The 11,852-nt window shown below is 55.9% G+C and carries 12 protein-coding genes; 5 read left to right on the forward strand and 7 right to left on the reverse strand.

Annotated features, from left to right (window positions below; translation table 11 throughout):
- Window positions 1-8 precede the first annotated feature (8 nt).
- Window positions 9-1,430: a spore germination protein gene (locus tag F1381_RS20115; protein ID WP_246188117.1), complete on the reverse strand. Its 1,422-nt coding sequence runs from the start codon at window positions 1,428-1,430 to the stop codon at window positions 9-11.
- A 362-nt stretch (window positions 1,431-1,792) separates the two neighbouring features.
- Between F1381_RS20115 and F1381_RS20120 the strand changes: the two genes are divergently transcribed.
- Complete coding sequence (locus F1381_RS20120) at window positions 1,793-1,978, forward strand: hypothetical protein (protein ID WP_151736633.1); 186 nt, start codon at window positions 1,793-1,795, stop codon at window positions 1,976-1,978.
- 467 nt (window positions 1,979-2,445) lie between these two features.
- Here F1381_RS20120 and F1381_RS20125 read toward each other — a convergent pair whose 3' ends face one another.
- Entirely contained in the window at window positions 2,446-2,670 is a 225-nt protein-coding gene (locus F1381_RS20125) for a helix-turn-helix domain-containing protein (protein WP_019908812.1), read from the reverse strand.
- 771 nt (window positions 2,671-3,441) lie between these two features.
- On the opposite strand from F1381_RS20125, the gene F1381_RS20130 reads away from it, so the two are divergent.
- The 3 genes from F1381_RS20130 to nagA are packed head-to-tail and all read left to right on the forward strand — an operon-like array spanning window position 3,442 to window position 6,312.
- Entirely contained in the window at window positions 3,442-4,416 is a 975-nt protein-coding gene (locus F1381_RS20130; RefSeq protein WP_151736634.1) for a MurR/RpiR family transcriptional regulator, read from the forward strand.
- A complete protein-coding gene (gene nagB / locus F1381_RS20135) occupies window positions 4,391-5,119 on the forward strand; it encodes a glucosamine-6-phosphate deaminase (RefSeq protein WP_151736635.1) in 729 nt (242 codons plus the stop codon). Before F1381_RS20130 ends, nagB begins: the two co-directional genes overlap by 26 nt.
- Window positions 5,107-6,312: an N-acetylglucosamine-6-phosphate deacetylase gene (gene nagA, locus F1381_RS20140; RefSeq protein WP_151736636.1), complete on the forward strand. Its 1,206-nt coding sequence runs from the start codon at window positions 5,107-5,109 to the stop codon at window positions 6,310-6,312. The genes nagB and nagA overlap by 13 nt, the downstream gene beginning before the upstream one ends.
- Window positions 6,313-6,414: 102 nt before the next feature.
- Here the strand turns inward: nagA and F1381_RS20145 are convergent, their stop codons facing one another.
- A complete protein-coding gene (locus F1381_RS20145) occupies window positions 6,415-7,329 on the reverse strand; it encodes a YhcN/YlaJ family sporulation lipoprotein (protein ID WP_151736637.1) in 915 nt (304 codons plus the stop codon).
- A 211-nt stretch (window positions 7,330-7,540) separates the two neighbouring features.
- On the opposite strand from F1381_RS20145, the gene F1381_RS20150 reads away from it, so the two are divergent.
- Window positions 7,541-8,614: a glycosyltransferase family 4 protein gene (locus tag F1381_RS20150; protein WP_151736638.1), complete on the forward strand. Its 1,074-nt coding sequence runs from the start codon at window positions 7,541-7,543 to the stop codon at window positions 8,612-8,614.
- A gap of 85 nt (window positions 8,615-8,699) precedes the next feature.
- On the opposite strand, the gene F1381_RS20155 is transcribed toward F1381_RS20150, so the two are convergent.
- The 4 genes from F1381_RS20155 to F1381_RS20170 form a co-directional block, all read right to left on the reverse strand.
- On the reverse strand, window positions 8,700-9,737 hold the full coding sequence (locus F1381_RS20155) for a glycosyltransferase family 4 protein (RefSeq protein WP_151736639.1): 1,038 nt from the start codon (window positions 9,735-9,737) through the stop codon (window positions 8,700-8,702).
- Window positions 9,734-10,456, reverse strand: a complete 723-nt coding sequence (locus F1381_RS20160; RefSeq protein ID WP_151736640.1) for a glycosyltransferase family 2 protein — start codon at window positions 10,454-10,456, stop codon at window positions 9,734-9,736. Before F1381_RS20160 ends, F1381_RS20155 begins: the two co-directional genes overlap by 4 nt.
- 27 nt (window positions 10,457-10,483) lie before the next feature.
- Window positions 10,484-11,059: a class I SAM-dependent methyltransferase gene (locus F1381_RS20165; RefSeq protein ID WP_151736641.1), complete on the reverse strand. Its 576-nt coding sequence runs from the start codon at window positions 11,057-11,059 to the stop codon at window positions 10,484-10,486.
- A gap of 76 nt (window positions 11,060-11,135) precedes the next feature.
- On the reverse strand, window positions 11,136-11,852 hold the full coding sequence (locus F1381_RS20170; protein ID WP_151736642.1) for a glycosyltransferase family 2 protein: 717 nt from the start codon (window positions 11,850-11,852) through the stop codon (window positions 11,136-11,138).

The following is an 11,852-nucleotide window of genomic DNA, read 5'->3' on the forward strand; positions in this document are numbered from 1 at the left end:
CGAAACCACTACTTTCTGTTTTTTTGCCGGATGGGGTTGGGGGTCCGGTTCTGGGTCGGACGGGTCAGCAGCAGCGAGAACGGCGCACGGATAAATACATCCTTCCAGTCTCTGCCCCTCATCGGGGCCACAGGAACAAGGTAGGAGGCTCCAAGGCTGCTCAGACTGCACAAATGGATAACAATAACGGCGATGGCGATGACAAGCCCCATGTTCCCCCATATGCCGGCAAGGATAATGATTCCGAAGCGGATCACCCGCAGCGAGGCGCTCATCAGATAATTCGGAATGACAAAGGAAGCGATCGCAGAGGACGCCACGGAAATAATCAGGATATTGCTGGTCAGCCCAGCCTGCACCGCCGCCTGCCCGATGACAATACCGCCGACGATGCCGATCGTCTGTCCGACCTTGGTCGGCAGGCGCGCTCCGGCTTCCCGCAGCAGCTCAATCGTAAACTCCATCAGCAGCGCTTCATACACCGGCGGAAAGGGGACGCGGTTGCGCGATTCGGCCAGGGTAAGCAGCAGCGCTTCCGGGATCATTTCATAGTGAAACGTAGTCACAGCCACATACAGGGCAGTAAAAGTTAATGTGATAATCAGCGCCACATAACGTACCAGCCGCAAGGCGGTCCCCAGCACCCAGCGTTCGTAGTAATCGTCGGAGGATGAGAAGAACTCAAAAAAAGACGCCGGGGCGCTGATCGACGTCGGGCTGTTGTCGATGAGCACAAGAATCTTGCCAGACACCAGCTTGGAGGAGGAGACGTCCGGCCGTTCCGTAGTCAGAAATTGCGGGAACACCGAGGTCTGCTTATCTTCCAGATATTGCGACAGCATCCCTCCGTCGTTGATCGCATCCGTCTCGATACGCTCGATCCGCTGCTGCAAATCCTGCACATATGCGAGGTTGGCAATATCTTTAATGTAAAGGATATATACATCGGTTTTGCTGATTTCGCCTACAGAACAATGAATCACCTTCAGGTGCGAGCTGCGGATGCGGCGGCGGATCAGTGAAATATTAGTGGTGGCCGACTCGACAAAAGCGTCATGCGGGCCGGCGATAATCGATTCCGTCTCCGATTCCGATACTGAACGCGCCTCAGGGCCATAAACATCGATTAAGTGGACAGTGTCAGCGGCAAAAACCGCCACACCGCCCTCCAGTATTCCTGTGACCGCCGTTTTGGAATCCGTTACCCGGACAAATTGCGATTCCCGGAGCAGCTGCTCCAGCTCCTTCTTCCGCTGCAATGCCGACAGCGGGTCCAGCACCTGATTGATCAGTAGCAGATTGTCCACGGTATGGGAGAAGTAGACGATATCGGCCCCGATCTCTGGAAAATTGCGCCGTGTCAAATCCGCGCAGTCTTCAAACTCATGCAATATATGCTCAAGCGACAGACGCTCATGCTGCTCTGCCATCATAACCCCACGCTTTCACTGAGAGATTGTTGTAGTATGCCCAGGATTTGCTTAAATATTGATGATTAAAAAGACCCCGGCTTACCTCTAACCGGGCCATGCGGGGCTGCGGCTTTTGCGCCTGTCCGTTACGAAATGATGCTGCATTGCCGTTTTACGATTATGTCCTCTACACAAGGACATCAATCTTCTTAATGCAGACAAATCAAGGAACCGACACAATATTTTTTAGTTTTTTTGTCTTTTTGGTGCGGACACACCTGTTAAAGTTTACGTATTGTGTTATAATGTAAGCGTAAACATCAAAGACAACCAACATACTGAACGATCAAACCAACCATCGTCCAAGGAGGATGAAGGAAATGCTGGCAGGACTGAAAGAACTGAAGAATTGGGTAGCCGGAATGTGGGAGCCGTGGATCTCTTCCCCGGAAGATGACTACTGGAAAATTGAGTACAGCGTGGAGCGTCATCTGCACAACCCGCCGGCCCGCAGCCCGCTGACTTATGAGGAAGAATCCCGGATCAAGACAGTAAAATACCACTGATCATCATTGATATAGCCGCTTCCCGTGAGGGGGGCGGTTTTTTATTGCACGGAGTAACCGGAAGCAGTAAGATCTGGTTATGCGAGGGGAGGCTCCTCTCGTTTAAAACTTTTTGTACAGGTGATTCTTATGGATATCCAAAACAATAAACGGTTCATCATGCTCAGCCCGTAGAAGATTATTGCCTTGGAACTCCTGCGGGCCGGGCCTTTCCCAAGGGAGCGTGATGAAGTGAAGCCATATCTCAAAAACCGGAGGCTCGGGCTTCCGAAATCGGAACAAGCCAGCATAGAAGCCTGCACACAGCAAATTTATGAATGGACATTTGACGTTGATTGAATAACACAATACTAAGCGGCTAGTCCATCCGCAGCCGCTTGGTTTTATCGTTCTCCCCAAAAACAAAAACCTCCCCTTACCCCGCAGGATAAAAGAAGGCTTGCACAGTTATCTCTTGAGCACGGCAGCTATATTTTCAGCTCCCCAAGCTTGATCAGCTCGACAACCGCTTGTGAACGGCCTTTTACATTTAATTTCTGCATAACGTTGGAGATGTGATTACGAACCGTCTTTTCGCTGATAAACAGCAGGCCGGCGATATCGCGGGTCGTTTTGTCCTGGACGAGAAGCTCAAACACTTCCCGTTCGCGATGGGTCAACAGAAATTTGCTGTGGTGTTCGTTCCCCTTCATGTGGTGTCACCCCTCCTTGCTCGGGTTTGTTTGGTATAACAAGGTAAAGGGATACAGTCAAATCATACTATGTAAAGTGAACATCAATTGTGCGGTTGCTGCTTCAAAATGGGCGGGGGCCTGGGTCTAGCGGAGAGGGTGTCCGCGTAATTTATCAGGCTTTCTGCCTGCCCACCCCGTCACATTTGCGTCTAATCATCCCTGCGTGACTTCTTCGCGGGTGGTATCTCCTCTTGTCAACTCAACTCATAGCACCGCATCCCGTACCTCACTTATATTGTGCCTCTACTACTCGCCTTTCTCCTCCACTCCATCGCACCTATTGTCTCACCCTCTACACCTTAGCCGACATCTCAATCGCAACGGACTCAGGTGCTCTTATTTCTTAATTCCCCTCGGTTTGGACTGCGTTACGGACACCAGTGCACTTATTCGAGCATAAAAGCGCGGAATTCTACTATCAGGGCAGTTATAAGTGCATCTGTGTCCGTTAATTCAGAAAAACTCTCCCTTTCGCTAAAATAAGGTCCATACAGTCCGCAAGCGGAGGAATTGTTCGCAGTGGTTTGGATGGTGGGGAGTATTGGCGGAGGTTCATCCCAACTCCGTCTTGCAGCCGGAGGGATTTTCGATTATGCTGGGTATGAAAATAATTTTCTATAATTACGTTTATAAAATAAAAATAATTTCAACACGCTATGTTCGGTGCTCCTTACACCGCGTTCGCATTCACACATTATTTCCCATATTTAATGAAAGAAGCTGGATTCCATGTCCCCTATTCTTCATGCGCTGAAGCATGACCTAGCCACGCTGTCGCCGGGCGAGCGGAAGCTCGCGGAGCGCATTCTCGCTTCGCCCGGCGAGATTGTCCACATGGGCATCACCGAGCTGGCCGAACAGTGCCAGGTCAGTCCCGCTGCAGTCACCCGCTTCTGCAAGCTGCTGCATTTCAAGGGATTTCCCGATTTCAAGGTCAAGCTGGCCGCTGAAATCGCCCACGGCGATGCTGCGGGAGCGGACGGCTCCTCCTACCAGGATATCGTCGCCGGCAATCCGCTGGCGGTCATTGTGGAAGCGATGCAGGCCAATCATCTGGCCTCGATCCGCGACACCACCTCCCTGCTTGACCTGGAACGGATGCAGGCGGCTATTGATGCGCTGTGCCGGGCCCGGCGGGTCGATCTGTACGGGATGGCTACCTCATCCATCGTCGCCCAGGACTTTTACCAGAAGCTGGTGCGCATCGGTGTGAGCTGTACCGCTTTTTCTGATTCCCACATGCAGATCACTTCGGCTTCTTCGCTGGCTGCAGGCGACGTCGCCCTTGCCGTCTCCTATTCCGGGGAAACCCCGGAAACGGCCGATGCGCTGGAATGCGCGAGAAGGAGCGGCGCAACCACCATATCGTTGACCGCTTACGGCAACAACACGCTGGCTGCGCTTGCCGATATTTCCCTGTTCTCCTCCTCGCTGGAGCAAGGGATGCGCCGGGGCGATATGGCCTCGCGGATCGCGCAGCTGCATATTATCGACATTCTTTTTACCGGTATGGTCAGCACGCGGTTCACAGACTTCATTCCCAAGCTGGAGCAATCCTACCGGAATGTACAGCAATACCGTCATAAATCTGCTCTACCGGAAGTAGAGGCATCGGCCCAAGCCCGTGCAAAGAACCAAAGAAATCCACTAGCCAATGAACAAAAGGAGGATCATGAATATGAACGTTCTGACTTTTCACAATGATGAGGATTTCGCCCAGACCGGAGCCAACCTGATCGCCAGTCTGCTGCAGGCCAATCCCAAAGCGGTCCTGGGCCTCGCTACCGGCAGCTCTCCGCTCGGTGTGTACGGCAAGCTCGCCGAAATGCACCGCAAAGGGATGGTCAGCTTCGCCAAAGCAACCACCTTTAATCTCGATGAATATGTCGGGCTGCCGGCGGACCACCCGCAGAGCTACCGCAGCTTCATGAACGAGAATCTGTTCAGGCATATCGACATCGACCTCAGCCGGACCAACGTGCCGCGGGGCGATGCCGATGATCTTGCCGCCGAATGCCGCGCCTATGACCGGATGCTGGACGAAGAGGGGCCGGTCGACCTGCAGCTGCTGGGGATCGGCAGCAACGGCCATATCGGCTTCAACGAACCGGATGCCAGCCTGACCAGCGGCACGCATGTCGTCCAGCTCTTGCCGGAGACGCGCGAAGCCAATGCCAGATTCTTCGGTGATCCGCAGGAAGTTCCGCGGCAGGCCGTAACGATGGGCATCGGCGGAATTCTGAAGGCGCGGCAGATCGTCCTCTTGGTGCGCGGCGAAGCCAAGGCCGAAGCAGTGAAGAATGCATTGCAGGGACCGATCACGACCCAGTGCCCCGCTTCCCTGCTGCAGAGCCACCCGAATGTGGTCGTGCTGCTCGATGAAGGAGCTGCCAAATGGTTACGGTAATCCGCCCCAAAGGAACTGAAGCCCCAGGCTTTCTGTTGTACGGACAGGTGCTGACGCCTGCGGGCCTCATCGGGCAGGGAGTGATCGCCGTCTCCGGGCAGTTGATCCGGTATGCCGGCGAAGCGGCAGGACTTCCCGAAGCCTGCGCCCGTTGGCCTATAGCAGAGGATGCGCCGGGGGCGCTATATATTCCGGGCTTCGTCGATGTCCATGTGCATGGCGGGGCAGGCCATGATTTCATGTACAGCGGCCGGGAGGCCCTCGACACCATTACCCGCTTCCATGCGTCCCAGGGAACAACGGCCATGCTGGCCACTACGATGACCGCCGCCAAAGCCGACATCGACCGCGTGCTGCAGGAAGTGGCTGACTACCGGAGCGCTCCCATGCCTTACGCGCAATTGGCCGGAGTGCATCTCGAAGGCCCTTTTATCAGCCCGCGCTGGCCCGGTGCGCAGAACCCCGAGCACATCGTTCCCGCAAACGCAGCATGGCTGGAAGCCTGGGAGGCACTATACCCGGGTATGATCCGCCAGGTGACGCTTGCGCCGGAGGGCGAGCACGCGCTAGAAGCCATATCCTGGCTGCGCAAGGCCGGGATTACCGCAGCGCTTGGCCATACCAACGCCACCTTTGAAGAGGTGACCGCTGCGGCGGACGCCGGGCTGAACCAGGCGGTGCATATGTTCAACGCCATGACGCCGCTGCATCACCGCAAGCCGGGCGCTGCCGGTGCCGTCCTGTATGATGAGCGCATCCGTGCGGAAATCATCGCCGACGGCATTCATGTCCACCCGGCGGCGGTTGCGATTACCGCCCGGCTCAAGCGCGGACAGCTGCTGCTGATTACGGATGCCATGTCGGCGGCAGGCCTCGCCGACGGCGATTACGCCATCGGCGATTTGCCCGTCACGGTCAGGGGGGGCGTTGCCACCCTGAAGGATAATCCGGACGCGCTGGCCGGCAGCACGCTGACCATGATCCGGGGCTTCCGCTATCTGATTGCGGAAGCAGGCCTCACGCTGGAGGAGGCTTCCCGGGCCGCAAGCCTGACACCGGCGGCATCGCTGGGCATGGACCACCTGATCGGCTCGCTGGAAGCGGGCAAGCGGGGAGATATCCTCAGGCTTGATGGCGAATTCAATCTGCGGGACGTATGGATCGGCGGCCGGCGGATGGAGCTGAATATGTAAATAAACGCAGCCGCCTGATGCGCTCAGGCGGCTGCGTTTCCGTTTCTATTATAGGGCACCTGAACCGGCTCAGCCAGGACACTGCCCTGCTGCGGGACTGTCTTAATATCCGCTGCGCGCCGGGAAAATCCGCTCCACCAGCGTTCCGAACTCGCGGGCAAAGCCCCTCAGCGGATGCCCGGCGCGGAATTCCTCGGCATAAAAGTTCGCCCGCTCAACGAAATCGGGATTGGCCGACACGTAAACGTTGTCGATGCCATTGTGGCTGCGCTTCACAACATCGGCAATCTTATTCTTGGTGTCCTGGGTAACGTCCCCTGCATCGGTATCGGATGTCGCATTATAGGAATACGGCGCAATCCCCCGGCTTCCGGCGTTGCGGCCCATGCTGTCGTCAATATCCCGCTTCAGCCGTGTCCCGTCGGTCATATTGCTGCCGGTAAAGATGCCGTTGCCCCCGTTTCCGGCATACTGCTGAGGCTGCGTCATGCCCGTTCCGCCGACCGTACCTGTACCGGTCTCAGCGGCGCTGATTCCGGCTGTGGAGCCGCCGGTTCCCGTTCTGCCCGGGATGCCAAGCGCTGTGCCTCTGCCGCGTGAATCCGTCCGGGCATTCATGCCGCCCATCGGCCGGCCCGAGCCGCTAAGTCCGTCAGGATCTGGATCACCGAGGCCATAAGGCCGGACCCTCCCTGTATTCTGCGCCTGCACCCCGCCCCGGGCATTGTCCAGGGTCACAGCCACATAGGCGTTCTTGCCGACAGTCAGGACATTTGCAGTTCTGACCTCCGGCATAGCAGTGACGCGGGCCGCCAACTCTTGATCAACCTGCATCTTATCGTAGGAGTTGGCATTCACCCCGCTGCCCTGCGTGGAATTGGTACGTACCTGCCCGTCGCGCACACTGTTCGTCTGCACCTTATCATTGGCTGACTGGTTGGCCGCGCAGCCGGTAAGACCGGTGAGACCAAGCAGCAGCGCCGCCGATAACGGCAAAGCTAATTTTGATCGCAGCATCGTTGTATCCTCCGTTTGGTTATGGAATGAATGCAGCTAACATGCTTTAGCTTGGCCTTTGCCCTCCCCCGCTATGCAGAAAGGATTTGGCACGGTGAACACGCTATCCGTCACATGCGGAGCTGCAAGCGCGTATTCTATTAACAGCAAGCCGCCATTTCAGCGATAAGCCGGGTGTGTTCTCCGCATAGCAAAGTCAGGAGGGGTGAGCATGAGGGTTTTATTTACGTTTTATGTCCCCAGCGGCGGGGTGGAGACACTGAATAAGCTGCGGTGTGAGAGCCTGCAGCGCAGCGGAATCGAATGCCATGTTTTATATACATTGCCGCCGCCGTCAGGAAACCAGAATACTACAAGCTTTCCGGTATTTATATCCAACCAGGACGAAGAGATCAAAGCGCTTCTGCAGGCCTACGCATACGATGCGATTGTCGTAACCTCGGATTATTTCATGCTTGAGCGCTTGCGCAGGCTGGGCTACGGCCGGGTTCTGATCTATGAATCACAGGGTCTGGGTAAACGGGAAGATGCGCAAAATATCATTATTGAATCGGTTCCTTATCTCCGTGCCTACTGCAACGCTGTACTGATGCCTCCGACGAGCCATATGCTGGAGCTGTTCATTTCCATTTGTCCCTGGCTGCACCGTTACATTATCCCCAACATCGTCGACGTCAACTCCTTCCGGCTAATTCCCGGCGAGGCGCCCCGCGATCCGGTCATCGCCTGGGTTGGACGGCTGGAGACCAACAAGAATTGGAGCGAGTACCTCAAGATTGCCTGCGAGGTCCGCCGCCATAAGCCCGATCTGCATCTCTGGATGTTTCACGACCCAGAGCTGGCCGCCGAAGAGCAGAAGGAGCTGTTCCACAAGGAGCTTCATGAGCTGGGACTTGCCGACCGGCTGAGCATATTTACCAATATCCCCAACCATGTGATGCCGGTCTATTATTCCTCCATTGCCGGTTCCGGGGGCTTTCTCGTGTCCACCTCGATTACGGAAGGCTTCGGGTATGCCGTCGCCGAGGCCATCTGCTGCACCTGTCCCGTGCTGAGCACGGATTCGGACGGAGTCCGTTCGTTCATTGAACATAATGTATCCGGCAAGTTCTATCCGCTGGGCAATATCGAAGCTGCCGTCATGGAAGGCCTGGAGCTGATGAACGACCTTGCACTGCGCAGCCGGATCCGCGAGCAGGGGCGGGAATTGATGATTACCCGTTACGGCTCCGAACGGTATGCCGGTCAATTCCGCGAGATGATGAACTCCTTCGCCATCTTTTAACAGTGCGGCAAAGAAAGAACCCTCCAGCCACCGCATCCGGTGAGCCTGAAGGGTTCTCTTCTTTATTAGGAACCATCGCCCTGCATCAAGCCTGCTTCGCTACAATTTCATACAGCTCGTTCTGAAAAATCTCCACGCTCCGCTCCCACGTATAGCGGGCGGAGTCCTGCTCGCCCCGGAGAGCCAGCCGCCCGCGCAGGTCCCGGTCCCCGATGAGCGCCGCAATATCCGCAGCGAGTCGGTTCTCATGCCGGTAGGACATCAGGCAATTCTGGCCGTGCCTGCAGTATTCCAGATTGCCGCCGGAATACACGGTGACCAGGGCAGCGCCGCAGCGCATCGCCTCAAGCCCCGGCATGGAGCCGGTATCATAGGTGCTGGAGCTGACGAAAATATCCGCTTCATTATAGTGGTAGCACAGCTCCTCATCACCGGAGGGCGTACGCAGCTGAAAGCGCGGGTCGGTTCTCAGCGCCTGCAGCACAGACGAGGACGCGAACTCGCCCGGGGGCGTAAGCAGAAAGACCGTCACCTCGGGATGCAGCGCCTTAACGGTGCCGAGCTGCTCCAGAAGATATTCCTGCTCCCGGTGGCCGGAGAATCCCCCTTCCGGTTTGCGCATAATGGCCGACACTACCGGATTCCTGACCTGGTCCCGCAAATGCATATTGTAAAAACCGGCATCGACGCCGATTGGAATAATTCTTCCCTTGATGCCGTGGTTGAGCCGGACCGTCTCCTGCTGCCAGCGGGATAATACCATCAGGTGCTTTACCCTGTGGTAAGACGCAAAGGACTGGTTATTGCCCGGCAGGAAGGTCGGCTCATAGCACAGGGCCAGCCGCACATGAATTCCTCTTCCCTGTTCGCTGGCCCGCTGGGCCACCGGCACGGTCGTATAATAATTTGAGACAATGATATCGCCGTAAGGAAAATCGACCTCCGACAGCTCTTCCTCCGCCGAAAACACCACCGGGCATTCCAGCGGGTACTCAACGGCCGTCTGAGAGGGCATCACAACTGTCACTTCGTGGCCGAGCCTGAACATCCGGTTGGCCAATTCGGCCAGCATGCGCTGCGCGCCTCCCCGCGAAAGCGTCAGAATCGGGAACGTTATCCTCATCTCCCTCTCTCCTTTCTGAGCAGCTGAGCGAGGACCCCGGCATGTCGCGCCTGCACCATACTGATCTCCTTATGCTGGGCTTCACCGTGCAGCACCGAGCCCATTTGCTGGTGTACACGGTAGTCCAATAACGGCTCTTCAATATAGGACCATTCATATCCAGGCAATATCCGCAGCCACATATCATAATCCTGTGTGTACAGGAAGTGTTCATTAAAAAGTCCGACTTTGTTAAAAATGTTCATGTCGAGCAACACGGAGCTGCCGTTGACGGGACAGCCCTGCATCATCGTCTCGATGAGCTCGCTTCTGCTGCGGAAAGGGACGCATATCGGCTCCGACACCCGGGCTCCATGCTCATTAATGTAATAATAGGCGGTATGGTTAAAGGAAGTACCGGTATGCTGCAGTGCTACAAGCTGGCGCGCTATTTTGTGCGGATGGAACTGATCGTCTGCGCTTAACCAGGCGAAATAGGAGCCGCGTGCCACCCGTATTCCCATGTTGAGCGCTGAACCGGTGCCGCCGTTGGCTTTGCGCACATACACAATCCGGTCCATGTACGGCGCGAGCTTCTCGGCATACAGGGTAGAGCCGTCATCGATCACAATAATTTCAAGATGGGGATACGTCTGGGCCAATACGCTTTCCACGGCCACGTCTACATAGGAGCAATTGTAAAAAGGAATTACGACGGAAACCTTGGGCTGCTGAATCATGCGTCCACCTCCTTTCCCGGTAGTAAGTTATACTGTCTTGCAGGCGATCAAGGCATCGAGCGGGGAATGATCCGGGCCGAACGCCTCCCGGAAAGCCGGGTTCTCGGCATGGTGGTACCCCTTCAGCACCGTGACGGAATAGCCGCGCTGCAGGAAATCCTCCGGCTCCCAGCCGCTGCAATGCCGCTGATAATACTCCCCCTGCAAATGAAAATAATCCTTCCCCTCCTGAGGGAAGAATCCGCGCGGCGTAAACACCACGACACGGCTGGAGGCGATCCGCTCCGCCTTGCGCAGCAGCTCTTCCCCTTCCTGCATCGTGAAATGCTCGAGGGAATCGATCAGCGTTACCGCCGAGAAGGTCCCCGGCAGAAACAGCTTATCGATATGGTTGGCGTCGGCATGCACCGGTATGATGTGCGGCGCCGAATATTTACGGTGCAGCAGATAAGGCCGGTGAATATCCAGGCCGAGAACTACAGCGGCTTCGTAGCGCTCCAGCAGCGTACCGGTGCCGCTGCCGATGTCCAGAATGCTGCTGGCGAATTTCAGTTGCTCTAGCAGGACAGGCATGAAGTCTTTGACTGCCATCTCCCGGTACATACGCTGTTCCTCCCTATCTCCAATTTGACTAAACAGTGATAGTTCAGTCTCTATTGACTATAAGAGACTGCCTTCCCTATCCGCCCATAGAAGCGATCAGACCGCGGAGCGCAGCATGGTAACGGGCATTGGTGGCGGCGGCCTCCGCCATAATTACGTCATAATGCCTGAGCGTTCCCATGCCTTCATGCCGGCGGTAGGCGGTTAAAGACTGGTTCAGCATCACCGGGGCATATCCGTTCAGAATCGCCCGGAACCACAGGTCGTAATCATGGGTATACGGCAGTCCTTCGTCGAACAGCCCGATGGCGCCGAACACTTCTTTACGGAACATTACCGTACAGCCGTTGATGGGATTCCCCTGCAGAAAGCACCGCAAGTACTCAACCATGTTCGGAAATACCGGCGATACATTCATCTCCGTCACTTGAGAATGGCTGTTGACCAAATTGAAATTGGTATAGCTGATCATCAGCCGGTGTTCTTCCATAAACGCGACCTGATTGTTGATTTTGTCGAAATAGAACATATCGTCCGAGCTGAGCCAGGCGACATAATCCCCGGAGGCGTGGCGGATGCCGTGGTTCAGCGCCGTTGCCGTACCGCCGTTGGCCTTGCCCAGATAATGAATATGGGAGAGATAAGGAACAATCCGGTCCACATGCTGCCAGGAGCCGTCATCCACGACGATAATTTCGTGGGCCGGCCAGGATTGAGTCAAGGCGCTTTGCAGCGCCTGCTCAATATATGGGCAATTATAAAACGGAATAATTACGGACACTTTCGGCCTCAT

The sequence above is a fragment of the Paenibacillus tengchongensis genome, from assembly GCF_008973665.1.
Taxonomy (GTDB): domain Bacteria; phylum Bacillota; class Bacilli; order Paenibacillales; family Paenibacillaceae; genus Paenibacillus_AQ; species Paenibacillus_AQ tengchongensis.

Coding starts and splice junctions, on each gene's coding strand:
- F1381_RS20115 (WP_246188117.1), bottom strand. CDS start 1,430: ATGGCAGAGCAGCATGAGCGTCTGTCGCTTGAGCATATATTGCATGAG.
- F1381_RS20120 (WP_151736633.1), top strand. CDS start 1,793: ATGCTGGCAGGACTGAAAGAACTGAAGAATTGGGTAGCCGGAATGTGG.
- F1381_RS20125 (WP_019908812.1), bottom strand. CDS start 2,670: ATGAAGGGGAACGAACACCACAGCAAATTTCTGTTGACCCATCGCGAA.
- F1381_RS20130 (WP_151736634.1), top strand. CDS start 3,442: ATGTCCCCTATTCTTCATGCGCTGAAGCATGACCTAGCCACGCTGTCG.
- nagB (WP_151736635.1), top strand. CDS start 4,391: ATGAACGTTCTGACTTTTCACAATGATGAGGATTTCGCCCAGACCGGA.
- nagA (WP_151736636.1), top strand. CDS start 5,107: ATGGTTACGGTAATCCGCCCCAAAGGAACTGAAGCCCCAGGCTTTCTG.
- F1381_RS20145 (WP_151736637.1), bottom strand. CDS start 7,329: ATGCTGCGATCAAAATTAGCTTTGCCGTTATCGGCGGCGCTGCTGCTT.
- F1381_RS20150 (WP_151736638.1), top strand. CDS start 7,541: ATGAGGGTTTTATTTACGTTTTATGTCCCCAGCGGCGGGGTGGAGACA.
- F1381_RS20155 (WP_151736639.1), bottom strand. CDS start 9,737: ATGAGGATAACGTTCCCGATTCTGACGCTTTCGCGGGGAGGCGCGCAG.
- F1381_RS20160 (WP_151736640.1), bottom strand. CDS start 10,456: ATGATTCAGCAGCCCAAGGTTTCCGTCGTAATTCCTTTTTACAATTGC.
- F1381_RS20165 (WP_151736641.1), bottom strand. CDS start 11,059: ATGTACCGGGAGATGGCAGTCAAAGACTTCATGCCTGTCCTGCTAGAG.
- F1381_RS20170 (WP_151736642.1), bottom strand. CDS start 11,852: ATGAGGCCGAAAGTGTCCGTAATTATTCCGTTTTATAATTGCCCATAT.